The 25925-nt window shown below is 54.3% G+C and carries 21 protein-coding genes; 12 read left to right on the forward strand and 9 right to left on the reverse strand.

Annotated features, from left to right (window positions below):
• Positions 1–8: 8 nt before the first annotated feature.
• Positions 9–1202 carry a substrate-binding domain-containing protein gene (locus C5Y83_RS13250; protein ID WP_105330211.1) on the reverse strand — a complete coding sequence of 398 codons (1194 nt, stop codon included), beginning with the start codon at positions 1200–1202 and terminating at the stop codon, positions 9–11.
• 263 nt (positions 1203–1465) lie between these two features.
• Between C5Y83_RS13250 and C5Y83_RS13255 the strand changes: the two genes are divergently transcribed.
• From C5Y83_RS13255 to C5Y83_RS13270, 4 genes are all read left to right on the forward strand, one after another.
• Complete coding sequence (locus tag C5Y83_RS13255; protein WP_105330212.1) at positions 1466–2956, forward strand: sialate O-acetylesterase; 1491 nt, start codon at positions 1466–1468, stop codon at positions 2954–2956.
• Between the two features lie 147 nt (positions 2957–3103).
• Positions 3104–4603, forward strand: coding sequence for a sulfatase family protein (locus C5Y83_RS13260; RefSeq protein ID WP_105330213.1), 1500 nt, complete (start codon positions 3104–3106; stop codon positions 4601–4603).
• A gap of 7 nt (positions 4604–4610) precedes the next feature.
• Positions 4611–6071 (forward strand): sulfatase family protein, encoded by a 1461-nt coding sequence (locus C5Y83_RS13265; RefSeq protein ID WP_105330214.1) that lies wholly within the window; start codon positions 4611–4613, stop codon positions 6069–6071.
• Between the two features lie 49 nt (positions 6072–6120).
• Positions 6121–7632 carry a sulfatase-like hydrolase/transferase gene (locus C5Y83_RS13270; RefSeq protein WP_105330215.1) on the forward strand — a complete coding sequence of 504 codons (1512 nt, stop codon included), beginning with the start codon at positions 6121–6123 and terminating at the stop codon, positions 7630–7632.
• Here the strand turns inward: C5Y83_RS13270 and C5Y83_RS13275 are convergent.
• The 6 genes from C5Y83_RS13275 to C5Y83_RS13300 form a co-directional block, all read right to left on the reverse strand.
• Entirely contained in the window at positions 7629–8819 is a 1191-nt protein-coding gene (locus C5Y83_RS13275) for a Gfo/Idh/MocA family protein (protein ID WP_105330216.1), read from the reverse strand. The genes C5Y83_RS13270 and C5Y83_RS13275 overlap by 4 nt on opposite strands.
• 73 nt (positions 8820–8892) lie before the next feature.
• Entirely contained in the window at positions 8893–10230 is a 1338-nt protein-coding gene (locus tag C5Y83_RS13280; protein WP_105330217.1) for a right-handed parallel beta-helix repeat-containing protein, read from the reverse strand.
• 96 nt (positions 10231–10326) lie between these two features.
• Positions 10327–10755 carry a hypothetical protein gene (locus tag C5Y83_RS13285; protein ID WP_105330218.1) on the reverse strand — a complete coding sequence of 143 codons (429 nt, stop codon included), beginning with the start codon at positions 10753–10755 and terminating at the stop codon, positions 10327–10329.
• Between the two features lie 149 nt (positions 10756–10904).
• Positions 10905–11093, reverse strand: coding sequence for a hypothetical protein (locus C5Y83_RS13290; RefSeq protein WP_105330219.1), 189 nt, complete (start codon positions 11091–11093; stop codon positions 10905–10907).
• A gap of 156 nt (positions 11094–11249) precedes the next feature.
• Complete coding sequence (locus tag C5Y83_RS13295) at positions 11250–11714, reverse strand: carboxypeptidase-like regulatory domain-containing protein (RefSeq protein ID WP_105330220.1); 465 nt, start codon at positions 11712–11714, stop codon at positions 11250–11252.
• Positions 11715–11718: 4 nt separating this feature from the next.
• Positions 11719–12723 (reverse strand): DUF1559 domain-containing protein, encoded by a 1005-nt coding sequence (locus C5Y83_RS13300; RefSeq protein WP_158262351.1) that lies wholly within the window; start codon positions 12721–12723, stop codon positions 11719–11721.
• A gap of 609 nt (positions 12724–13332) precedes the next feature.
• Between C5Y83_RS13300 and C5Y83_RS13305 the strand changes: the two genes are divergently transcribed.
• Positions 13333–15024, forward strand: a complete 1692-nt coding sequence (locus tag C5Y83_RS13305) for an ABC transporter permease (RefSeq protein ID WP_105330222.1) — start codon at positions 13333–13335, stop codon at positions 15022–15024.
• On the opposite strand, the gene C5Y83_RS13310 is transcribed toward C5Y83_RS13305, so the two are convergent.
• Positions 15021–15524, reverse strand: a complete 504-nt coding sequence (locus C5Y83_RS13310) for a hypothetical protein (RefSeq protein WP_146117771.1) — start codon at positions 15522–15524, stop codon at positions 15021–15023. The two genes, C5Y83_RS13305 and C5Y83_RS13310, sit on opposite strands and share 4 nt — an antisense overlap.
• 386 nt (positions 15525–15910) lie before the next feature.
• Between C5Y83_RS13310 and C5Y83_RS13315 the strand changes: the two genes are divergently transcribed.
• From C5Y83_RS13315 to C5Y83_RS13330, 4 genes are all read left to right on the forward strand, one after another.
• The gene (locus C5Y83_RS13315; protein ID WP_105330224.1) at positions 15911–17572 is read left to right on the forward strand and encodes an efflux transporter outer membrane subunit; all 1662 of its coding nucleotides are present in this window, start codon (positions 15911–15913) and stop codon (positions 17570–17572) included.
• A 187-nt stretch (positions 17573–17759) separates the two neighbouring features.
• Complete coding sequence (locus C5Y83_RS13320) at positions 17760–18722, forward strand: aspartate carbamoyltransferase catalytic subunit (protein ID WP_105330225.1); 963 nt, start codon at positions 17760–17762, stop codon at positions 18720–18722.
• A gap of 75 nt (positions 18723–18797) precedes the next feature.
• Positions 18798–20084 carry a dihydroorotase gene (locus C5Y83_RS13325; RefSeq protein WP_105330226.1) on the forward strand — a complete coding sequence of 429 codons (1287 nt, stop codon included), beginning with the start codon at positions 18798–18800 and terminating at the stop codon, positions 20082–20084.
• Positions 20085–20134: 50 nt separating this feature from the next.
• A complete protein-coding gene (locus tag C5Y83_RS13330; RefSeq protein ID WP_105330227.1) occupies positions 20135–20863 on the forward strand; it encodes an NYN domain-containing protein in 729 nt (242 codons plus the stop codon).
• A gap of 66 nt (positions 20864–20929) precedes the next feature.
• On the opposite strand, the gene purD is transcribed toward C5Y83_RS13330, so the two are convergent.
• Positions 20930–22225 carry a phosphoribosylamine--glycine ligase gene (gene purD, locus C5Y83_RS13335; protein ID WP_105330228.1) on the reverse strand — a complete coding sequence of 432 codons (1296 nt, stop codon included), beginning with the start codon at positions 22223–22225 and terminating at the stop codon, positions 20930–20932.
• A 523-nt stretch (positions 22226–22748) separates the two neighbouring features.
• On the opposite strand from purD, the gene C5Y83_RS13340 reads away from it, so the two are divergent.
• From C5Y83_RS13340 to C5Y83_RS13350, 3 genes are all read left to right on the forward strand, one after another.
• Complete coding sequence (locus tag C5Y83_RS13340) at positions 22749–23537, forward strand: hypothetical protein (protein ID WP_105330229.1); 789 nt, start codon at positions 22749–22751, stop codon at positions 23535–23537.
• Between the two features lie 29 nt (positions 23538–23566).
• Positions 23567–24346 (forward strand): hypothetical protein, encoded by a 780-nt coding sequence (locus tag C5Y83_RS13345; protein WP_105330230.1) that lies wholly within the window; start codon positions 23567–23569, stop codon positions 24344–24346.
• A 166-nt stretch (positions 24347–24512) separates the two neighbouring features.
• The gene (locus tag C5Y83_RS13350; RefSeq protein WP_158262352.1) at positions 24513–25886 is read left to right on the forward strand and encodes a c-type cytochrome; all 1374 of its coding nucleotides are present in this window, start codon (positions 24513–24515) and stop codon (positions 25884–25886) included.
• Positions 25887–25925 lie beyond the last annotated feature (39 nt).

Here is a 25925-nt window from a genome sequence, read left to right on the forward strand (position 1 = left end):
TTGGTCGATTACTTGCCACCGTTCGCGAGACGCTGCTGCTTGCGATACTGGCTGGGGGTGACGTTCAATTCATCACGCAGCAGCTTGTTGAGATAAGAATAGTGGCTGTAGCCGACCATGGCCGCGATTCGCTGCGTTGAGAGATTGGTCGTTTCCAGCAGATGCTTCACTCGTTCCAAGCGAACTTCACGGATTACTTCGCCCATCGAGCGTCCGGTTTGCTTCTTGAATTCGATTTCAAGGGTTCGAATCGGAATCCGTACGGCCGTGGCCACATCCTTCAGCCGAATCCCTTCGCAGGCGTGCTTATAGATGTAATCTTGAGCCCGGTCGATATCGGTTACGGCGGCCCGCTTCCAACCAATCGTTGAGCGCCGAGCCATCACCGTTTGAGCGGGGATCTCGAAAACGGTCTCCTTAGGAGCCTGTCCCAAAATCATCGCGTGCAGCAGCGATGCGCAGCGGTAGCCGATTTCGATGGCCGGCGTTTGCAGACTCGATAGCGGCGGATCGGACATGCGTGCCTGTTCGGTGTCTCCGACCCCGAGCACACCGACTTCATCTGGAATATTGAGATTCAAATCATGGGCACATTGGACGATCAGTTCGCCAATCCGATCGTTGAGCGCGACGACGGCCAGCGGCTTGGGAGACTTCTCTAACAGCTTCTTAACTTTGTCGAGCGTTTCTTCGGTCGGAATCTCAGAGTTGTCGATCGAATCGAGCGGAATCTCTTTGAGTGCCAACGCCTTCAATTGGATACCTTCCTTGGCCAACTCGGTTGCCAACCCGTCGCGGCGCCGTTTCGAGCCGTCTGACTTTTGATAGCCGACAAACGCGACGTTTTCGTATCCTGCCTCGGTCAAATGTTTGGCGGCCAAGTAACCAACTGAGTGTACGTCGGTATAAACCGACACCAACCCCGAGTCGATCAAGTCGCCCCCAGCAATGACGACAGGCACCTTACCCCGTTTCAACCAGGACAGAATTCCCGGGTTTCGTCCCGCCGAGACGATCGCGCCATCTACCTTGCCAGTCCAAGGGGGATTCCCAACCAGATTGGGGTCGTTACTCGAGTAGCGGAAATCACGGACTTGGATCGCCGGATACTCCTCCATATAGTTCAGCAATCCCTGCAGAACGCGGCGGGAGTAATCGGTCCAGGAAGCGGCGTGAATGCCAATCGTGATCTTGTCGGACATTAGGTTACCAGGCGAAGGTGGGACTCATCGGCGTGCGCGATATTTCATGCTATTCCGCGCGAAGTTTTATGTGCAATTCTTCATTATTGCAATAGTCTCGCTGTCAAATTGCGAAGAACCAAGGGAGATTTTGTCGAAATAGCAGTTCTTTGCCGACCAATCGCCCAGTTTGCCTCGCAGGTTCAATTGCTGTAAAACAAGCCTGCGCAAGGACATCCTGCCCGACCTGCCACTCCCACCCCCTTGTCAGGATTATCTCTCCCATGATTCGCTTTTTTCTTCCGTTATTGGTTGTCAGCCTGACGCTTTCGGTGGCGTTTCAGGCCTCAGCTCAAGACCTTGAACTGGCTTCCCCGTTCGGTGATCACATGGTGCTCCAACGCGATCTGCCCTTGAATGTGTGGGGATGGAGTAAGCCGAATGCGAAGGTCGAAGTCGCCGTGGCAAAGCAAACCGTGACGGCGACCGCGGACAATCAAGGAGGATGGAAGCTAACTTTAAAGCCGCTGCCTGCTGGCGGACCACTTATGTTAACCGCGAGCAGTGAAGGACAGACGATCGAACTGCAAGATGTGCTCGTCGGCGAAGTCTGGATTTGCTCTGGCCAGTCGAATATGCAAATGGGCTATGGAGGCATTCCTGAAATCAAAGAGCTGGCCGAGAAGGCGAAGAGGCTTCCGATTCGCTGTTTGAGCGTGCAGCAAGATGTGGCCTTCGCGCCGCAAGCTCGCTGTAAGGCGCATTGGATCGTCGGACCTGGCTCCAGCGCCGTCGCAACCGCTTTTGCTTATGACTTACAGCAAACCCTGAATGTTCCGGTGGCAGTGATTGAGACCTCTTGGGGAAGCTCTTCCATTGAAGGGTGGATGCCACGCAGCTTAGCGAAGGATATGCCTCATTTTCAACAGAAACTGCAGGAGCTCGATACCAAGGATCACGACCGAGTTGCCAAGCTGATCGCAGATCGCGATGCCGGGAAGCGATGGATCCGGGAAGATAATATCTACCTAAGGACTCGGCCCAATCTTCTTTATAACGCCATGCTTTTTCCGTTGGCTCCGTTTACGGTTCGTGGCATGGTGTGGTATCAGGGTGAAGCGAACACCGGTTCGATCGCTTCCATGCAACAATATGGAGACACGCTGACCACTTGGACCAAGCATTTGCGTTCAATGTGGACCGACGACTTTCAAATGTTAGCCGTCATGCTACCACGGTACGGTCGCGTGGCGGGATCGTCCCCAACCAAAGATGTCACCTCTCCGGCAGCACATAGTTGGGCGTGGTTTCGAGAATCGCAAGCCAAGCTGTTAACCTTACCTGGCACGGGCATCGCCAACACGATCGACCTGGGGGATGAAAAAGATATTCATCCCAAAGACAAACGCCCGATTGGCAGGCGTCTGGCCTTGATTGCGGAAGACCTGTTGAAGCCAGGTTCCGTCGAGGCGTCCGGCCCAACGTTTTCCGGCCTGAAAATCGATGGCGATCATGCCATCGTCGCGTTTGACCATGCACAAGACCTGACGACGACCGACGGCAAGACTCCCACAGGTTTCTGGATCGCCGGCAAGGATCTGCAATGGAAACCTGCTACAGCCGAGATTGATGGGAATCGCATACGACTAAGTAGCGCCGAGGTGTCTCGCCCGACTGCCGTTCGCTATGCGTTCGCTGCCTTTCCCGATGTTAATCTGACCAACGGCCAAGGCTTGCCAGCGGTTCCTTTCCGAACCGATGATGCTCAGCCCTAAATCGTGAAGGTGACGCCATTTTTCAGGCGATTTCCGAAAAAGAAACGGAAGTCGCCCAAGTTTTCCCATGAATTCCCACCTGATAAACATCTAAACTAGTGGGAACTTCTCTCTCATTTGACTCCTTCCACTCCCACGGCTTGCCTCATGACTCGCACGTTCGCGTTGGCCGCTCTGGCCTGGCTGACCTTGTTTTCTGTTTCGTTGAAGGCCGCAGAGCCAACGCAGCCCAACATCTTGATCCTGTATGCCGATGACCTCGGTTACGGCGATCTCTCGTGTTACAACCCGCAAGGGAAGATCCCCACGCCCAATCTCGATCGATTGGCTTCCCAGGGAATGCGATTCACGGATGGTCACTGTTCGTCTGGCATTTGCACGCCAAGTCGCTACGCACTGCTAACCGGGCGACACCACTGGCGTGACTTTCATGGCATCGTCGGGGCAATGGGACCTTCCGTATTCAAGCCAGAACGTCTCACGATGCCGGAGATGCTACAAGAAAAAGGTTACTCGACGGCATGTATCGGCAAATGGCACCTAGGCTGGGACTGGGAAGCGATTCGAACCAAGAAGGGGATCGGCCCCGATTGCTTCGATTGGTCAAAATCGATTCCCGATGGTCCGCTCGCCCATGGGTTCGATCATTACTTCGGCGATACGGTCATCAACTTTCCCCCGTATGCCTGGATTGAAGACGCCAAGATGGCCCAAATCCCAGATACGCTGAAAGATGAAAAAACATGGAAGCGGATTAAGGAAGGAAACTGGGAGTGCCGCCCCGGACCAATGGTTACGGGTTGGGATCCATATGCGGTGCTACCGACTTTGACCGAGAAAGGGGTTGCGTATCTCGAGTCGCGTAAAGATGCAAAGGAACCATTCTTCCTTTACTTCGCGTTTCCTTGCCCGCATGCCCCGATCATTCCCAATGACGAATTCGACGGCAAAAGCGGTGCTGGTCCGTTCGGTGACTTCGTGGTCGAAACGGACGCCATGGTCGGTAAGCTGCTCGCCGCATTGGACAAATCGGGCCAAGCCGACAACACGATTGTTGTCTTCACCGCCGACAATGGACCGGAGCACTACGCCTATGCCCGAGATGAAAAATTCGGGCATTGGTCAGCGGAACCGTTCCGCGGCCTCAAACGAGATATCTATGAAGGGGGGCACCATGTTCCCTTCATTATCCGTTGGCCCGGCGTGACGAAACCGGGCAAGGTCAGCGACGCCTTGGTTTCGCAAATCGACTTAATGGCGACCTTCGCTGCCAATTTGGACGTAAAACTACCGCAAGACGCAGCCGAAGATTCGCACAATCTGTTACCTCACCTTCTTGGCGAAACGGAGGATGTTCGTCAGACACATGTTCACAACACGTTCGCAAACGAATATGCCATTCGCGATGGCGACTGGCTTTTGATCGATGCGAAAACGGGTTATCGATCGCGTGGCTTCAAACCGTGGGAAGCCCGACATGACTATTCTGGCGATGACGCTCAGCCGGTCGAGCTGTACAACTTGGCGAAAGATATCGGCCAGCGTAAGAATGTTGCCGCCGAGCATCCCGAGAAAGTGAAGCAGATGCAAGACCTGCTCGCCAAGATTCAGAAACAAGGCCATTCGGCACCTCGTTTGGAAAAGTAATCTCGTTATGTATCGTTTCGACTTGTCGCTGGTCTGCCTGATTCTAATCAGCTTTTTCGCGACCTCCCTATCGGCGTCCGAACTGCCAAACATCGTTTACATTTTGTGCGATGACCTTGGCTATGGTGACGTTCAATGCTTGAACGCAGAGCACGGTAAGATCAAAACGCCCAGTGCGGATCGCCTGGCGACCGAGGGTATGGTATTCACCGATGCTCATTCTGGCTCTTCGGTTTGCACGCCAACCCGCTACGGTCTGCTTACCGGTCGCTATAGTTGGCGAACGAAACTTCAACAGGGAGTCGTTACTGGATTCGCCCCTTGCTTGATTGCGGCCGATCGACCGACCGTGGCTAGTTTTTTACGCGATCAGGGATACCAAACGGCGATTATCGGGAAGTGGCATCTCGACTTTCAGTACTGCGACCCACAGACGGGTGAGCCTTACCGAGCGAAAGACTTCAAATCACCACCCGTGGGAACGAAAATCCCAGATGGCCCGATCCACCGAGGTTTCGATTACTACCACGGCTTCCACCATGCTCGCGACATGCAAACGGTGATCGAGAACGACACGGTCGTCGCGCACGATCCGCCGATCAACATGCTTCCTCGACTAACCGAAAAAGCGGTCGAGTACATTGACACCCATGCCCAGGATGAAAAACCTTTCTTCCTGTACGTTCCCCTTGGCTCGCCCCACACGCCGATCCTGCCGACGGCCGAGTGGCAAGGAAAGAGTGGTCTGGGCGACTACGCCGATTTCGTAATGCAAACCGATAACACGTTGGGAGAAATCTCCGATGCCTTGGACCGCAACCACCTGACCGACAACACGCTGGTTATCTTCACCAGTGACAATGGCTGCAGTAAAGCAGCGGGTATCAAACAGTTGGCCCAACAAGGGCACTTCGTTAGCGGCGACTTGCGCGGATCGAAGGCAGATATCTGGGATGGTGGGCATCGCGTGCCGTTCATCGTTCGTTGGCCAGGGAAGGTTCAGCCAGGCTCTCACAGCAGCCAACTCATCTGCCATGTTGATCTCTTGGCCACCGTCGCCCAAATCGTTGGTAAGGCTATGCCAGCAGGAAGCGGCGAAGATAGCGTCAGCTTTCTCCCTGCACTATCAGGTGATCCGATTGTTTCCTCACGAGCAGGCGTGATACATCATTCGGTGAGTGGGCACTTCGCCTACCGTCAGGGACCGTGGAAACTCGCCCTAGCGAAAGCTTCCGGTGGCTGGACCTCTCCGACGGAAAAGCAGGCGGCCAGCGACGCTCCTAAGGCCCAGCTATACCACATGACCGATGACTTAGGTGAAACGTCGAATCAATATCTCACCCAACCTGAGATCGCCGCGAGCTTATTGAAACAACTGAAGGAAGATATTCGCCGCGGCCGAAGCACCGATGGTCCCGCCGCAAAAAACGACACTACGAAGATCAAACTTTGGAAGAGTGAAAAGTAATCGTTCGCCGCCCGCCCCAAACGCTTTTCTTCCCCGACAAGGACTTTGCATGAAAACCTGGACAACACTTCATCTGCTTCTTTTGTGCACGCTAATAGGTAGCCTGGTACCGACGGCACACGCGGCCGAAGGTAAGCGACCCAACATCTTGTTTATCATTGCCGACGATCAATCGCCCTTTGATTTCAAGTTCTACAATCCGAAATCCAAACTACAGACGCCGGTCATCGACCAGTTGGCGGCTGACGGCATGGTGTTCGATGCCGCTTACCACATGGGTTCGTGGTCGGGCGCGGTCTGCACGCCATCACGACACATGGTCATGTCGGGCCGCAGTGTGTGGCATATTCCCAGCAAAGCGCGGCGCAAAACCAATCCGAACGAAGCGAAGTCCGACTTGGTCCCGCCCGATTTAGCGAACTTCACCATGGCCGCCGTTTTCAACCGTGCCGGCTACGACACCATGCGAACCTGCAAAACAGGTAACAGCTACGCGGCAGCCAACAAGCAGTTCACCATCGTTCATGAAGCGATGAAGCGGGGCGGAACACCTCAGACCGGTAGTGCCTGGCATGGCAAACGAGTCCTGGAATACTTAGACGAACGGGAAAAGAATAACGACACCGATCCGTTCCTGATCTACTTTGGATTCTCGCACCCTCATGACACGCGTGACGGCACCCCAAAGTTATTGGCAAAGTACGGAGCCACCAACCACGCCGATAAAGATTCCCTTCCCGCAGGAAATCCGAAACAGCCGCAGCTTCCTGCCAATTGGCTACCAACGCACCCATTCGAAAATAGTCATTTGAATGTTCGTGACGAAGTGAACGTCAGCGGTGTTTGGAAAAACCGAGACGAAGATACCATCCGTAACGAACTTGGCCGTGACTACGCTTGCAGTGAAAACATCGACAATCAAGTCGGACGTGTTCTGAAGAAGTTGGAAGCGATGGGCGAGCTCGACAACACGTACGTCTTCTATACGGCCGACCACGGCATGGCGATCGGACGACATGGTCTGCAAGGAAAACAGAATCTATACGAACACACCTGGCGGGTTCCCCTTGTCGTCAAAGGCCCTGGCATCGAGCCTGGATCGCGTGCACCTGGCAACGTCTACTTGATGGACGTCCTGGCCACGATGTGCGATCTGACAGGGGTCGAAGCTCCTGAGACGAACGAGGGAATCAGTTTCAAACCCGTGCTGGAAGGAAAGCAGAAGACCATACGCGACGTGTTATATGGTGTTTATAGCGGCGGCCAGAAACCCGGCATGCGGAGCGTGCGGCAGGGAGACTGGAAGCTGGTCAAGTACGACGTACCAAATGCCGGCGTGCATGAGACCCAGTTGTTTAACTTGGCGGAAAACCCGCTGGAACTGCTCCCAGAACATCACGAGAAAGAAGTGATCGCCGTAACAGGCTACACGCCAAAGGCCAACGAAACAAACCTGGCCGATAAGCCCGAGTACGCTGCGAAACGAAAAGAACTCGAAACACTGCTTCGGCAGGAAATGGGTCGTCTCGACGATCCGTTCAAACTGTGGGACCAGAATTAACCTGTCGACGGGAGCTTCGCCAGTGGATGATCACGCTCGGCCAGCGGTAGTTCGACCGCCTGGCCGTTCTGCCGGTGCGACTCAAATACACCACAAACCATCTCGACGGTGGTCGCACCTTCGTGGATATTGCAGATGGGTTCGCGAGCGTCAACAACCGCGTCGATTAGGTCACGCACGGCCAATACATGGTTGTGCACCTGCTTGATCTGTTTTGGATTCGTCTCTTCCTTACCGACTCCCACGGAAGTAATCGGCAGCCACTTACGGGGCGGTAGGGCCGGGTCAAATGGATTGCCGGGGGCAAAGTGAGTGATCGGGTCACGGTCGATATGCCAGGTCACAACACCTTTACTACCGATCAACTGTAAGCAGTAGCCATTGCCAGCGGTATCGTCATTGGCAATCGAGTCGTAGTAAGCAATCGTTCCATCTTCCATCAGATAGCGGGCATGCAGTTCGTTCGCTGCCAACGGTCCTAATCCTTCTGCGCCTGGCTTTACGTCGGCAGCGGTGACCGGCTTACCATCTTGCAGCATGATTGCGGAGCAAGTCTGTGGCGCGCCGCCGAAATAGGCGAACAAGTTGACAATGTGCGTGCCTAGCACCCATAAGTCTTCACCGCCACCGCGTCGATCTCCTTTCCCTTTACCACGAATTTCAAGCAGCTTTCCCATCTCGCCTGAGGACATCAGCTGATCAATTTGGGCCAGGGCAGGGTGATAACGATTTCGGTGGGCGATGGCGACTTTCGTCCCGTGCTTTTCGGCCGCTGCAATCAGTGAGTCGGCTTCGGCTGGTGTGCGAACGAAAGGCTTTTCGCAGTACACACCCTTCACGCCTGACTCGATCGCGGCCATGATCATGTCATGGTGTTGATCGGGATGACGCGGAGCCACCGTCACAAACTCGGGCTTCGTCTGATCCAGCATCTCGCGAAAGCCAGCGAAACCTTTTGTCGTCTTCAGTTTGGCCATCGAGGCCGCCAGACCAACGGGGTTCGCGTCGGCGAGGCCCACGATTTCCGTCTCCGGCATCTGTAACCAAACCGTATCGAGACCATGCCCGTAGTTGCCACGACCCGTGTGACCAATCACAGCCACACGTCGCTTTGCCTCAGCGGCAAACGAGAGATGCGGAGTCAACAGAACAGCAGACGAGGCGGCGAGGAAAGTGCGTCGTTTCATAAGAGCAGGATTTCACACGATTGGCAGGAGAAGAAGTTGGAAGTTCGAGTCTAACGGACCGTCATCCGCGTTGCTACTTTCGGCCGATCCCAGTTTCGAACGCGCCGAGATCAGGGGATTCACCTTCAAACGAAATCCCAACCGAGATGCCGCGGTCAATGCAGTCGCTACCTGGGGACAGATGAAGAAGCGTTATCTCGGGCAGTTCCCCATCGGCTTGGCGCGGCAAGAGGAGTTGCTGTTCGTCCAAGCTTCGGAAGTCATCGCTTGAAACATCGACAGCATCGTCGAACGAATTGTGCGACAACTCACACTCTTCTTCGTCAACATTCACCAGGTCGCGACCACGGAAGCTCAAATTGTTTTTCAGGACATGCCCATAACCTGGCACGTCGGTGGCGTTATCTTTCTGGCGCGAAAGCATATTGAAGTTGGCCCCATTGCGATAGCCGGTATTGTTCAGCCAGTCGCATCCACCGATGTGATGGTTCGCATAAAATCCGTATGCCTTGTTGCGTACTGCCAGGCATTTAACGACTTCATGGCGCGGGATGGGGCGAGGCAAGCGAAAGACCGGAGTACCAGCGTAGCCACCTGCTTTGAAACCGTTGCCATCGGCTCGCCGCGTGAACTCGGGGCCATACCCATTCCAAAATGCCCAGCAGTTCTCAAACCGAACAGTCTCGGCGGCATTGATGCAATCGAAGCCGTCGTCGCTGTTGAACCATGCTCGACAGCCACGAAAGACATTGCCGGTTGCACCAGGCACCGGATGACAGCCGAATCCGTCGACGTTACCTCCGCGGCCTCCTTCCGAAACCGAGTCGTAGTTGTTGTAAGCGTCGCAGTTGAGAAAGACATTGTCCGATCCACGCACCGCATAAATGCCGATCGCCATGCCGTCGTGCATGCTCAGTTGCTCGAAGATATTGTGGCTACCATCGCTGGCAAAGCAGATCGACTGGGTATGTCCCTTCATCGTCACCTGCACGCCGACCACTTCGATTCCGCGAAAATGAAGCCATGAGCCGGAAACCGAAAATGCGTGCACCCGCATCCCAGTCGGTTTCACTGCTGAGAAATCAAATACAGGCCGCTCGTTTTCGTAAGCCCAATATCGAATCGGGGCCTCTTCCGTTCCGCTCTTGTTAAGGCGAAACACGTGCGCCCAAATTCGCCGCTTGTAGGCGATCTGAGACTCGTCGACAGGGTACGTTCCACCACGCAGGTAGACCGTGTCGCCGGGAGCAACCTCTTGCTGGGCACGCCCTAGCGTCGCGAACGGTTGTTCGATCGTACCAGGATTGGTATCCGTTCCGTCGGGAGCAACAAAGTAGGTTGCGGCAGTCGCCGGAACCACAAAGAGGCCAAGTAGCAGGGAGGCCAACGGTAGATGTCTGAAGAATCGCATGCAACAATCAGGAGAGAGGGAAGCGGTAGGTTACTTAATTCTAGTCGCTTCGCTGGCAAATTGCATGTCGCTCGGTCTGCGGGAGATCGATGGGAGTTAACCGTGATGGTCGCTCTGGGCCTCTAGCTCGGCTAATCGCTTACGCAGTCGAGCTTTTTCCTGCTCAACCGTTTCCCGTTTTGGCTGCAGTAAGTCGACCGTGGAATGCGAAGCGGAAGCAATTTCATCTTGTCCAACGATATGATCGTTCGTGACATAGACACCGCTCATCAGCGACGTTTTCACATGACCCGCATGCATATTTCCGTCACGATCACGAAATTGAACGGAATAGATGCGGTCGTTCTTTTCCCCGAACCAACCGGGGCCGAAGGGGGACCAGTGCATTTCCAACAATTCTTCACCGCGAGACCGGAAGTATTGCCGGACACGTTCCCGATCCAATCCGCCAGCGACAAGGCGGATGATCAATGCGAAAAAGATAAGACCTACGAAGAGGCCGAAAATACTCTCGGGGCCATTCATCGAATCCAATAACCTCCTACGCCCGAATTGTCGGACGGTTTCAGCGATGCCTATGGGTTTGCTACCTGGTAATTCGCTGACGAAGTTCTTTTCTGACTTCGATTTCGCATGAATCGATCAAGGCCAGAACGAGCGTTATTCTAACACGGTTACATGTCTCCGCGATTCTTTCCATTTTCGTCGTAGCGGACGAAGGCGAAGTAAAGAAACATGACAACGAAAGCAGGTGCCATAAAAAGAAAGAACGGCGTCACAAAGAAGACCGCCCCTAGCAGAGCGACCATGAAAACGCACCACAGCCACCACGTATCCCGCCACAGACCGCTGATCGGTCCCATCGCTTACCTCCAAAATCGTTCCCTCAGGTTCGCAATTGGTCGCCGCGAACCTGTTGCCTAAGAAGAACTTCCGAAACTCGCTTGTCAGTTTCGACAATTGTACTTGTTCGAGAAAGCAGGGCGCAACCTAAAACGTCACACCCAAGAGAGGTACTCTTAGAACGACGCTGGCGTTTCCGAGAGATTGAACCGGAACGCGTTGTCTTGACCTTCGACCACCATTGCCGTCAAGCCGGAGGTTTTCCAGTTCGCATATTGCAACGGAAGCTTAGATGAGGACTGCGTTGTGGGAGGAAGGGCAGGGTGGTCGCTTTCTCCTGTTACCGATTGCTCGACCTTTTTGATGACAACGCGGTAGTGTCCGATTGGGGCGCCGTCGCCCGGCTCGTAGGTCGTCAGCTGAAATTTCCCGTCCGCATCAGTCTTGCCGTAGGCAGTTAGATTGAGCGATTCGGAGTTAAACATCACAGTTGCCCCGGCGACCGGTTTGCCGTTCAGAGCGACAGTTCCAATGACGTTCACGGTGAGAGAACGCCCAGGAACCTTTTCTGAGGAACCGGAAGAGCAGCCCACCAAGCAGGCGGCCACTGTTAGCATGGCCAACAGGCCACGGCGATTCATGTTGTTAAACTCCCGGCAGAAGTTCGCTGCCACTGGTGCTACCCATTGATCCCCAGATTCCGTACGGACTTGGGCCGGTGGCTACGGGGCGTGCACCCTGGTCGCCGCAATCGACTTCGTCGGTGATGAATCGAACCGAGCCATCCGCGAAGATACACATCACCCCGTCGGGATGATCGCTCGATGCCGTGTAAAAACCGTTCTGGGCTTCGTGACTCGAGTAGGCACATTGCGGGCTATTCGGAGGAAGGCAGGTATTCACCGCCGAGAAAGCAGACCCACCATCGGACCAGCGGCCGCCAGGAGCCCCGTTCGCTTTGGCATAGCCTACGAACGGATCAAACGTGAGCGCACATTCGGCTGGCGTCTCAGGATCGCTTCCATAATTCACGTTTCTTTGATCACGCAGACTGTTGGGCAATGCTCGCTCTGCGAAGGCAACGGTGTAAGTCGCACCGTCGGCAATACTATCGAATGATGAATGATTGACCAAACCAAACATTCCGCGTGGATTTAGTGTTTCGGTCTCCAGGGAATCACCCGCACAGAATGCATAGTTCGAATCGCCAATGCCATCATTCACATAATGATGGGGACTCGAAGGGCAATTCAACACGGAGAATCGTTGCTTCCAAGGTTGATAAGTGCTTTCCCATGGTGTCTGCGACATCCCTTCAAATTGGATGGCTTCGATTACCTGACCTTCTTCCAGGTGAGGAAGTAGCGTCACGTATCCGCTCAAACGCTGAAAGGGAGCAATCGCCCCGCCATTGAACTGATGCTGTCCTGGGCCTCCTTCGCGGTACGGGAATGCCGAAAAGGTGTCGTGATAGTCCGTTAGTGCGAGGCCGATTTGCTTCAGATTGTTCGTGCACTGCATACGTCGCGAGATCTCGCGAGCTTGTTGCACAGAGGGAAGCAGCAACGCCACGATGATTCCTATCGTGGCAATCACAATCAACAGTTCTACCAGGGTGAATCCACTTCGTGTGGTTCTGGAGGTAATCACTTGGAGGTCTCCGGGGAGATGTTGTGCAATGAACATAGTTCAATTCACATCCCTTAACCTCAAACGGTGTTCCAAACAGTGGGCAAGAAATGCCCATTACGGCCGCGATATTTCGGTATACCGAAGAGAACTTGCCGTTAGTGGAATCTGATTCCCTTAAACGGGTTGGCAACGTCGAAGGTTGCCCCGAAGAGTTTTTACATATTCTTCGCCATTAAATAGATGCAGTACCTCAACGATTCGAGAGATATTCCCCATTGGTACTAACGATTGCTACCTCGTTAGGCGACCGATTCTTTATCTGCCTAATCGATGTGCTAACGCGTGATATTGTTTTTCAGGCAAACCTGAGTGGTTAGGACGAAGAGTCTGCTCATCTCGAGACGGAACTCTCAAGCTCTTCGCAGGAACGTTTGAAGAGAAACCGACGCAAATCGTTCTCAGAACTTACCTATCAAGCGTTCGTCCGCGGCTGATCAACGGGTGAAAAGGAATCGCTGGGGAATCTTGACCAGAGACTAGCTTCCGCAACTTTCAGGGGGTTACAATGACCGGGCCTCGTCGGGAGGATGAGATCGGTTTCGTTGACCTCGATACGGTTTTGCCGGAATGTATTTGCTTGAAAATCCCGTCCTACAGCGGGAGTTGCTGGTCAATCTGCGGACAGCTCGCGCGTTCTTACTGCTGTTGGCCTATCAAATATTGCTAGCTGCGATCGTGTATTTTGCCTGGCCTCAGGTCGAGCGACTCGATCTCTCTACCGATCAGGAATCGGCTAGACGTTTGTTCGATCTCTTCTTCCTGGGGCAATTCGTCCTGGCGTCGTTGATGGCCCCCAGCTTTGCCGCAGGCACGCTCACCGGTGAGAAAGAACGCAAAACATACGAGATGCTCTTAGCGAGCCCGCTTAAACCGGGCGCGATCGTGATCGGCAAATTGCTGGCATCCCTGGCTCATTTGGCTCTGCTAATTTTCACGTCGCTCCCAATCGTGATGCTGTGTCTACCACTTGGTGGTGTCTCACTTTATGAACTCCTTGCGGCATACGCCATCTTGATGGTGGCGGTGGCGACGTTCGGCATGATTAGTGTCGCGTGTAGCAGCTTCTTCCAGCGAACCGCTTCTTCGCTGGTTGTTTCTTACCTGTTAATCCTGCCGATCGCCTTAGCCGGCGCGTTCTTCTGGCAGATGCTCGGGCAAGACGGTAGCTTGCGACTGGTCGTCTTGTTGATGACCGTCCCGCTGCTCGCGCTCGCGACGATCGTGCTCCTTTCGGCCTATACCGCCCAAACTCTGTTGTACCCCAACGACGTCGGCAGTGAAGGCAAAGATGTGATCGACTTAGACAAAGAAGCCCGAGAAGCGGTTGGCTTGGTGATCCAACGCGATCAATTTCCGGATCGTTTTTTTGCCCCGCCCAAGCGTACTCAGCTGCTGGATGACAATCGGAATCCGGTTTACGACAAAGAGATTCACAGCGAAATCTTCGCTCAAGGAACCTTGATGCTGCGGCTGGTCATTCAGATCAGCATGTTCCTGGCGATCCCGCTCATGGCGGTCTGCCTGTACTTCAAACCGCAGTACGCGCCACTTTACATGGCGTACGTGATCTTGTTCAACATCCTCGTCGGTCCGGTTTTTTCCGCCGGTAGCATCACTTCAGAACGCGAACGAGAAACGCTCGACCTATTGCTGACCACCGAGATCTCTCCCTGGATGATTCTTTCCGGGAAGCTGATCGCTGGCTTCCGGGTATCCAGCGTGTTGACCGGTTTTCTGTTATGGCCGTTAGCGCTGGCCTGCTTGATGGTTCCGTACTATTGGACGAACTGGCTTTCGGTCGTCGCCTACTTATCGGTCGTGCTCATCACGTGTGTCACAACCTCGATGCTCGCACTTTTTTGCTCGGTGATGTTTCGTAAGACGTCGCACAGCTTAATGTGCACCTACTTGGTAATCATCGCTCTGTTCTGCGGAACTTTGGCGTTTGATTACTTCGCCCAGTTGGCGTTTACGCCGCCGACAAACACGTCGATCGTTGAGTATTCGTCGGAAGAGAATCAAGAGGCTGAAAAGCCATTGTCTTCGACTGTCGTAGAGTTCGCCGAGAAATTAACGCTGGTAAGCCCATTCTCCGCGCTGTGGGATGTGCCGTTAGAGGTAGACCTGGATGGTGCTACTGACAATCCAGGAAATTGGCAACGGTTCGGTATCTATATGGGCCTGACGATCGGTGCGAACGTTTTGCTGTTCGGGATGATGGTCTGGCTCTTTCGTACCCGCTGGCGTGTCGCTTACTAGAATGGCGACCCGCCGGTTGGCTGACCGCCGGCCATCACACGCAGCGGACCGACGATACCACCAAAGAGATCGTCCATGGTGCTCCGTGGGTCTTCCACGATCACAACACGGTCGCCTGCGAAAAGCTGGTAATTGTATTCAGGCGGGATTTCTTTGCTGACGTGATCGTACTTCGAGACCAGCTTCTGAGGCTGACCGCCGTGATGCTGTGGCAACCGGCTCACGGCAATATGGAATCGCTTGAACTTCGCCTCTGCCTTTGCTTGATCGACCGCTGCCTGCAAAGTCGGAGCCATGGTCAGCGGGATTCGCTTCGTTGAACCTGCCGCGTCTTTCGATTGCATCTCGACCAGGATCATCGGTTGATTGGGTGGACCAGTTGGTTCGTCTTGCGATAAAGCCGAATCAGAGTTGGCCATCGGCTGCATCATGCTACAACCGCTTCCCAGCAAGATGATCATCAGCACGGGGAAAGTGAACAGGGGAAATCGTTGGATCATTTTCACAATCCCTTGCGAAGCGAGGACCAAAGGGGGCATCTGAACAGCGCGTTTCCTACGCAGCCGTTGGAAATGGTATCGGTTGAACCTATCTCACAAGTTGAATCGATTTCCCAGATATTTCCGGTTAGTAAAGATAGGAAGAGCTAAGATCGCTAGCAACAACCATGCCACAGATAGCCTTTACCCCATCGGGCGGAAGAATCGACGGAACCCCGCAAAGAATTGCTATCGTTACTATCGTCAAGATTAACGATTGAGGAACCCGTACAGACCGAAAACTTGACCTCCAATTCCGCATAACCGTTCCACCGATAACTTAGCTGAGGCCATTTTATTGGGAAGTAAAATATCTCAGCACAAAACAGTTAGTTAGCGAACGGTTTATGCGAAACTTAAAACCCCACAACATTTCGCCCATCATCATAGGCAAGGCGATCCTATGCACAGTCGCAGCGACTGTGCTCGGGCTTACCGGATGCCTGGTTGGGCCAGACCACGTCGACCCGGGAGCGCCGTTCCGCAGCGAATGGATACCTCCCTTACCCCCAGGGATCAATCAATCAGTCAACGATTCGGTTGCCTGGTGGACGAAATTCCAAGACCCAATTCTCAGCAGCATGATCGTGCGGACGGCTCAACAGAACCTGACCTTGGGTCAAGCCGCTGAAAAGATCGCGGAAGCTCGTGCGTTACGAGGAATTGCTCGCGGTGGACTATTTCCTGATATCGACGGTATCTCGAGCTACACGCGGCGTAAGCAATCGGGAAGTGGTAACTCGCTCGGTCTGGCAAACTTCCAGCCACCACCGTTCAATTTCTGGTCGGCTGGTTTTGATGCTACATGGGAAATCGATATCTTTGGTGCCGTTCGTCGTCGCTTGCAGGCCACCACGCAGGACATTGAAGTCGCGATCGAAGACCACAACGCTTTGATGGTCAGCCTTCAAGGCGAAGTGGGTGCCAACTACATTACGGTCCGTACCTATCAACGTCGAATTCAATTTGCGGAACGCAATATCGAACTTCAACGTTTGGCCCTCCGAGACGCAGAAGTTAAGCTCGATGCCGGTACGGTTACCCAACTCGACGTCGAACAGGCCAAGTACAACTTGTACCGCACTGAAGCGGCTCTTCCATTGTTGAAGCAGGAAATGGAATTGGCCTTCCATCGACTGTCCGCTTTGATGGGTGAACCACCCTCCGACCTTTCGCAGCAGATTACGCCGAACCAACAGTTTCCGCTGCTGCCAGAGGACATCGGCGTTGGTCTGCCAATCGAACTGATTCGCCAACGACCTGATATTCGCTCGTACGAACGCCAGCTGGCGGCTCAGGCAGCTCGCATTGGTGTGGCCGTTGCCGAACTGTATCCTCGCTTCACAATCACCGGTACGTTCACCGTCGATTCGACGCGTTTCAATCGTTGGTTCACGACACCTAGTATCGCCTACTCTTCCGGCCCGGCAATGCGATGGCGACTGTTGGACTTTGGTCGTGTCCGTAGCGATATCGAAGTTCAGCGAGCTCGCTGGCGAGGACTGGTTTACGCTTACCAAAACTCCGTGGTGGAAGCCGCCGCGGAAGTGGAAGATGCTCTGTCGCAATATCGTTACAGCATCGATCGAGCCCAAAGCCTGCGTCAAGCAGCGGCATCGGCACGGAAAGCAGCCGAGATCTCGAAGGTGCAGTACGACGGTGGTTTGATTCCGTTCCTGACGCTGTTGGACGCTCAACGCGTGCAGGCCGAACTGGACGACCAGACGGCAGAAGCGGAAGGGAACATTTACCTCTCGGTGGTCTCGTTGTACAAGGCCCTCGGTGGTGGTTGGATCGATCCATTCGCCGTTGCTTCCGATCCGAATGCAGTTGACCCAAGCGAGCTCGTTCTGCCACCGCCAGGTGATCCGAATGCCCCGCCACTCCCTATGGGCCCCAATGGTCCAGCCAATCCGGCAGCTCCGATGGGACCGGGTCTTCCTCTGAACGAAGATGACGGCCTCCAACCAGCCGAGGCCTTGCCGGTACCGATGCCAGGGGACAACTAGCCGTCAAAAGCGGTCATCTTCAACGTTTCGCAAGCTAACGCGGGTGATTCGAGGGCCTCCTCTCGGATCACCCGTTTTGTGTTTCGAAGCAAATTCCACCGTCCCCCAGGTTGTGACCAGCCGCTGGAATCCTTAGAATTTGGCCCCAAGTAGAACGACCTAACCGCTTTGCATATTCTGGAATTCCATGGAGACGCCTGGGTTTCTCGAGCCCTTTCAAGGCCGCTGGACAAAGCGGCACTTGCTCGATTTGGAAAGTTTGACGTCAGACGAAATCACCCTTCTTCTCGACGTCGCACAAGCGTTTAAAGACTCGACGGAAAGCTGCCGTCGCAAATTGCCCGTACTCACCGGGCGAACCTCGGTTAATCTGTTTTTCGAGGATTCGACACGCACTCGCACCAGTTTCTCGCTGGCTGCCCGCCGTCTAGGAGCGGACGTTGTCGAGTTTTCTGCCTCCAGCAGTAGTCTCTCCAAGGGAGAAACGCTGCTCGATACGGCGAAGACCATCGAGTCGATGTGCATTGACACCTTGGTTTGTCGCCACAAGGCCCCCGGCACACCTCAGATGTTAGCCGCGAACCTGGACTGTGCCGTGATCAATGCCGGCGACGGCCCTCACGAACACCCCACGCAAGGCCTGCTCGACATTCTGACCATTCGCCAACACCGCGGCGACTTGGCCGGCAAGACGGTGGCCATGGTCGGCGATATCGCTCACAGCCGAACTGCCCGCTCGAATATCTGGGGCCTGCAAAAGCTAGGTGCCCATGTGATCGTTTGTGGTCCTTCAACGCTCGTATCCCGTCGTTGGGAAGAATTCGGCGTCGAGGTCTCGCACGATCTTGATTCCATCTTGCCGCGTTGTGACGTGCTGAACTTGCTGCGGATTCAATTCGAGCGTCAGTACACCCGACCATTTCCGTCCGTTCGCGAGTATGCACTGCTGTATGCAATGGATCGTAAACGAATGGAACGGGCCAAGTCGGACATCCTGATCATGGCCCCAGGCCCGATTAACCGTGGGGTGGAAATCACCCCAGAGGTCGCCGATGGGGAACACTCGGTGATCCTACATCAAGTCAACAATGGCCTAGCTGTCCGAATGGCGGCCATGTGGCTGCTCAATGATGGTCGAGCCACTTCGTAAATTCTGAGAACGTCAGCCAAAGAGATTTCGCCTCCGAGCCTTTCCAAGCAAGAACCAAGGCGATTGGAACCAACCATGCCCCGAACGCTCATACAAAATGGTCGCGTGATCGACCCTAGCCAGGGGATCGACCGCGTTACGAACCTGCTGATCGAAGAGGGACGTATCGGTGCGATCGATGTCGACTCAGGCTTGGAAGCCACACGTGTTATCGACGCCACGGGAATGCTGGTTGTTCCTGGGCTGATCGACCTGAACGTCCAAATTCGCGAACCTGGATTTGAAGAAGACGAAACGATTGAGTCAGCAGCCTACGCCGCTCTGGCTGGTGGTTTCACTTCGATTGCCGCCATCTCGGAAACGAATCCTCCCGTTGATAGTGCTGCCGCTGTAACCTACCTCGGTCGTCAGGCAACTGAGGCCGATCACTGCAACGTTTACCCTGTAGCTTGCGTAAGCAGTGAACGGCAAGGGGAAGAGATGGCCGAAATCGGCATCTTGAACAACGCCGGCGCGATTGCGTTCAGCGATGGAACTCGCCCTGTCTCTAATCCTGAACTGCTGAGGCGAGCCCTCGAATACACGTTGATGTTCGACCGTCCGGTGCTGAACCGGCCAGAAATGGTCGAGCTATCTCGCGATGGCGTGATGCATGACGGGAAGGTTTCCACCGTGTTGGGCCTGGCTCCGATGCCGACCGAAGCGGAAGACGTGATGGCCGCCCGTGATATTCGCATTTGCGAAGCCACGGGAGGGAAGCTTCACCTGCTGGGGATTTCATGCAGCGGCACGGTCGACATTCTCCGCCGAGCGAAAATCCGCAACGTCGGAGTGACGGCTAGTATCTGTGCCTACCAGTTCGCCAACACCGACGAAGCGATGCGAGGGTTTCACACCAGCTTCAAGCTTAACCCGCCACTTCGATCGGCCGACCACATCCAGGCCTGTATCGCCGGACTGAAAGATGGCACGATCGACGTCATTGCCAGTGGTCACGCGCCGCGATCTTCGGAAAAGAAGATGTGTGCGATCACGGAAGCACCATTCGGAATGGTCGGACTGGAAACCGCACTTGGCTTGGTTAGCACGCACCTGATCAAAGCAGGGCACCTCGACTGGGCGATCGCCATTAAAGCAATGTCGTTCAACGCCGCTCAAGTTCTCGGCCTGGCCAAGGGAACGCTTCAAGTTGGTGCCGATGCCGATGTCACGATCATCGATCCCGAACAACGCTGGACGGTAGATACTGCGAGCTACCGCTCAAAAAGCTTCAACTGTCCATTTCATGGCCAAGAACTAGTGGGCCGCGTTGTCGAGACAATTGTAGGCGGAGTCAGCAAGTTCCGTTACGATGCAGCGTAAATCGCCTTTCTCGTAGTACGCCTCGTTGCCGAGGAAAGAGAGGGACTTCCATGTCGCTGATCATCGACGGATACAACCTGCTGTACGCAGCTGGGCTCGTGGGCTCTGTCGATGGGGAAGGATCATTTGAGGGGGAACGCCGGGCCTTACTCGACGCTCTACTAAGTGTGATCGACCCGAAGGAACTACCACAAACCACGGTGGTTTTCGATTCTGCCAATCCTCCACCTGGTCTGCCGCGGACGGTTCATCATCAACAAATCACCGTGCGTTTTGCCACTGGTTACGCCGATGCGGACGAGATGATCGAAGAACTGATTCGCGATCATCATGCCCCCAAACGCCTAACGGTAGTCTCCAGCGATCACCGCGTGCAACGTGCCGCCCGACGGCGTAAGGCGAAAGCGATCGATAGCGATAGCTGGTTCCGCTTGATGCGACAAACGCGTAAGCGAATCCGGGAGCAAGAGGCGAAGAAACCACCACCGCCTAAGCAACCATCTGCCTCGGTTCCTAACGCTCAGGTCAACGAATGGATTAAATTCTTCGGCGAAATCGATCTGGACGAACTTGCGCCACCTGAAACTTCAATCGCTAAGATTACGCCGCGCAAGACCCCACCAACCTCACCGCCACCAGGCGACCAAACACGTCCCTCGAAGCAGACATCTGGCAATCGAGAACCTGAGACAGGGGAGGGGAAGCAAGGTTCGCCGAACGTCTTCACAGACGACTATCTCAAGAAGATCGCGGACGAATTCTTCGGAACGAACGAGTAGACAACTGACAGGTTATTCGCTGTCGACCGGCATCCGTTGACGATACCGGCTCTCGCGAAATACCCATTAAGAGTGCCGCAGTGCCTTGTCCGAGATATCCTTGCGACACCAGGCCCCATCCCAGCGGATGCATTTCACCGCGGTGTAGGCTTTAAGCTTGGCAGCCGAGATTGTGTCGCCAATCGCCGTCACGCCTAAAACGCGACCGCCATTGGTCACAATCTGTTCGCCGTCAAACTTTGTGCCAGCATGAAAGACCTTAACGTCTTCCAGCTTGGCGGCTTCGTCGAGGCCGCGAATCGGCTTCCCTTTTTCGTAGCTGCCAGGATAGCCTTCGGAAGCCATCACCACGCAGACCGAGGGGCGGGTGTCCCATTCTGGAGGGTCGATTGAATCGAGCCGACCTTCCGCACAGGCTTCCAAAATGTCGGCGAGGTCGGACTTCAACCGCATCAAAATCGGCTGACATTCAGGGTCGCCGAAACGAACGTTGTACTCCAACACCTTGGGACCTTGGTTGGTCATCATCAAACCAGCGTACAAAACACCCTGGAACGGATTGCGTGCCCGCTTCATTCCATGAACGGTCGGAACGAGAACCTTCTCTTCGACCATCGACATGATTTGTGGCGTAACTAGCGGCGTTGGGGAGTAAGCTCCCATCCCGCCGGTGTTCGGTCCCTTGTCATCGTCGTAAGCAGGCTTGTGATCCTGAGCGGGGGGCAGGGTGAGGATTGTCTTACCATCGGTGATCGCTAGAACGCTGGCCTCTTCGCCATCGAGCCGCTCTTCGATAATGATCTGAGCCCCCGCATCGCCGAAGACCCGCTGACGACCAATCTGATCGATCGCTTCCAACGCCTCTTCCGCTGTATCGCACACCGTAACGCCTTTGCCGGCAGCGAGACCATCGGCCTTGATAACAACCGGAACGTCTTCCCCTTCGTGTGGGAAACGATCCTTGATGTAGCGAGCTGCCGCATCCGCTTCTCGGAATACGCGATAGTCGGCGGTCGGAACATCGGCGCTTCGCAGCGTTTGCTTGCAGAAGGCCTTGCTTCCTTCCAGTTGAGCAGCCGCCTTGTTGGGGCCGAAGATCTTCAGACCTTGCTCACGGAAGTAATCAACCGCACCAGCCACGAGAGGAGCTTCTGGCCCAACGACTGTGAGACCAACATCATTACGCTTGGCGAAATTTGCCAAAGCGGCGAAGTCGGTTTCGTCGATTGCAATGTTTTCAGCATCGATCTGTGTCCCGGCATTGCCTGGAGCTACGAACACATTCCGCACGCGCGAGCTTTGCGACAACTTCCAAGCCAACGCGTGCTCGCGTCCACCCGAACCTAAGACCAAAACGTTCATAAAACGGCTGCCGCTTTCCTGGCGATAAAATCGACGAACTGAAGAATCGTGCAGTGTACCAAATTACCATTGTCTCGCTCACCTCTAGCGGAAAAACGAGGAAAGCGACCGCGAATTGGTCGTCAACTTGGCAAAAATCTGCATCTCGTTGCAAGAAACTAAGGCTTGATTCCAGCGTTTACCCTGGTAAAACAGGCAATCTACCACGAAATCCCACTTCCCTCGCTGGCCCGCTCAGCTCCCACCTTCCTACCTCCCCACCTTGCCTCACGGCACTTGAGATCTTTTACAGTCGTTTGAATCCGCCTACTTGGGGGTGGAAACGCGGCTGTTTCGCTCTTAAATTAAACCAATTACGCTCCCCTCATTGGGGTGCGACAGAATACATGGGCAAGAAAATCGCAGATGCATATAATGTGTGGTGGAATTCCACGCCCCTATGAGGGCAGTGTTTTTCCCTCGCTTTTCAACCCATCCTTCCTACAAAAACCCCCTCAGTAATTAGCCAATTAAGGAGTACTGGATGAAAATAACGCAACTTGGTTTGATGCTTCTGGCCGTCCTCGCTGTCAATGTTCAAAGCGCCGAAGCCCAAAAATGGGGCACGGTGACTGGTCGTTTCGTGATCGATGGCAAAGCCCCAACCTTGCCAGAAGATGAAATCACAAAAGACGTCGAATTCTGCGGCGCCAAGCTACCGAATCCTTCGCTGAAGGTCAGCGACGATGGTGGCATTCAGGACGTTGCGATGTGGCTTTACCTGGATCGTGGCGATAAGGCCCCGACTCCGCATCCTTCCTACGCCGAAGCCGCCAAGAAGCCAGTTGTCATTGACAACAAGGCGTGTCTATACGAACCACACGTGGTCGGTATCCTGGTTGGCCAGCCGGTCGAATTTAAGAACTCCGACCCGATTCCGCACAACTTCAAGGTCGAAGGCTTTTCAAACTCTGGCATGAACAATCTGGTTCCTGTCGGCGGTGTGTTCGAGCACGAGTTCGACTCGGAAGAACGTTATCCGATGAATGCCAGTTGCTCGATCCACCCTTGGATGGCCGGCAAGATTATCGTTCGCGAATCCCCATACATGGCGGTTTCGGCTAAGGACGGTACCTTCACCATCGAGAATCTGCCGGTTGGCGAGCACAAGCTGCAAATCTGGCACGAAATCCCTGGCACCATCAAAGAAATGAACGTCGGTGGCAAGAAGGTGAAAGACCGTAAGGGTCTGCTCGAGATTGAAGTGAAGGAAGGTGATAACGACCTGGGCGACATCAAGATCGAAGCCGATTTGTTGACGCCAAAGAAGTAGTATCACACTTCATTTCTGCGGAGTAAGTCATGAGAACTGCCAAGTTTGCAGTCCTGCTGTTGGGCATTCTGGGTTTAATGACCCAGAATGCATCAGCCCAGCAGTGGGGCACGGTGACCGGGCGATTCGTGGTCAACGGAAAGCCTAACAACCTGAAAGATCTGACGGTAACCCAGGACAACCAGTTCTGCGGTAACAAGATTCCCGATCCGGCATTGCAAGTCGATTCCGAAGGGAACTTGAAAGATGCCGCGTTGTGGCTGTTCCTCGATCGCGGTGACAAGGCACCTGATCCTCATCCGATGTATGCCGCAAAGGTGAAGGAGACGGTGGTGGTCGATAACAAGGATTGCCTGTACGACCCTCAAGTTGCCTTGGTGTGCACGGGACAGGAAATCGAATTCAAGAATTCCGATCCGATTCCGCACAACTTCAAAATCGATGGTTTCAGCAACGGTGGCATCAATACGTTAGTGCCCGCCGGTGGAAGCATGAAAAAGAAGTTCAATTCGGAAGAGAAGTCGCCGATGATGGCTGGCTGCACGATCCATGGCTGGATGAAGTCGCGTATCGTGATGCGTGATTCTCCTTATATGGCGGTATCTGGCGAGAACGGGAAATTCACCATCGAGAACCTGCCGGTTGGTAAGCACCAATTCCAGGTCTGGCATCCGGTGAGCAACTACGTCAAAGAAATGAAAATCGACGGCAAGACGGTGAAAGACCGAAAGGGCATCATCGAAATCGACGTCAAACCAGGCAATAACGACCTGGGCGACATCGTGATCGATGCCAACCTGTTGAAGTAACGTGATGAAAACAGTGAGAACGCGGTCCTTGTTTATGGGGACCGCGTTGATCCCTGTAAGCGAACGTAGGCTTGGCTCTCGTGGAAGCCAACTCTGCTCTGTTTCTGAAGATCCACCTAACAGCGTCGTCTTCCCAGTGATAGGCGAAGGCAAACTGGAATCAACAATGCGAATTTGCCAGGCCCCGGAGTTTGGCGGACGTTATCAGGCGGGAGGCCTGGTTCTGGCCGTCTTGGTTGGGGCAATCATTGGATGCACGTCAGAACCTCCCCAGTTCGATCTGAACGAAGTCGCTTTGCGCAAAACCGAAATCACGCAAGACGCAAGCCTTAGCTTGGAGTATCAGATCGATCCGATCGCCAAGATTCTGTCCGAGAATTTCGGCACGCCTGACGATCCGAAGGTTCCAGAATTCGACTACGAAGAACTGTTCCCCGATCTGTACGAGGATCCTGAAAGCCTCGACGAAGATGAAAAGGCGAAACTCGAAGTCGAACAATCCAGCATCAAAGATCTGCTGAAGATCGACATGCTAAAGATGGCCGCTGGCCCTTACGGAAGCGAAGAAGATGGCAGCCCACGAGGACTGTACCGCCAACACTGTGTTCACTGCCACGGTATCAACGGCGATGGAGCAGGTCCGACGGCTGCGTTCTTAAACCCTTACCCACGCGATTTCCGTATGGGCAAGTTTAAGTGGAAGTCGACCAAGACAGGTGTTCCACCAACTCACGACGATCTGAAACGGATCATCATGAACGGAGCTCCTGGCACCGCGATGCCCAGCTTCAAACTGCTTCCCGAAGAAGAGGTCGAAGCACTCGTTCAATACGTGAAGTATCTGACAATCCGGGGCGAATCCGAACGCAATCTGTTGATGGAGTTCTCGCAACTGGACGCGGCGGTCGCCAAGCCAGCCGAAAAGCGAAACGAGGAAGAAAAAGAATACATCAAAGAGATGTCTCCCGAAGAGCTGGCCGAAGCGAAGGAAGACCTCAAGGCGGAAGTCGAAGAGCTGACCGAATACGCGCGAATGGACTTCATCCTACCAGTTTACGAGAAGTGGCGTGACGCCGAACCGACTGAAGTCCCAGCACGTCCCGATTGGGATCTCGACGAGTCGATTGCCGCCGGGAAGGTTTTGTTCTTCGGTAAGGGTGGCTGTGCGACCTGTCATGGACAGTCTGGCTTGGGCGATGGTCAAACGGCCGAAATGTTCTATGACGACTGGACGGAAGACTTCTTCGATCCAAAAGCCCCTGACAATCTGGAAGAGTTCCTGGCGTTAGGCGCTTTGCCACCTCGCAAGCTCGACCCCCGTAACTTGCGTTTGGGCAACTTCCGTGGTGGTCGCCGCCCGGTCGATGTCTACTGGCGTATCAAAAACGGCATCGAAGGCGCCAAAATGCCTGCCGCTGCCTACGACTTGCAAGACGAGGACGTCTGGCACTTAGTCGACTTTGTTCTGAAGGGCTTGCCATACGACAGCTTGAGCCAGCCGTCGCTGCATGAGCAAGAGAATATTCGGCTAAGAAACTAACCGCACAACCTTTGATCGCTCGACGAGACACCTCGTCGA

Source organism: Blastopirellula marina, from assembly GCF_002967765.1.
GTDB classification, from domain to species: Bacteria; Planctomycetota; Planctomycetia; order Pirellulales; family Pirellulaceae; genus Bremerella; species Bremerella marina_A.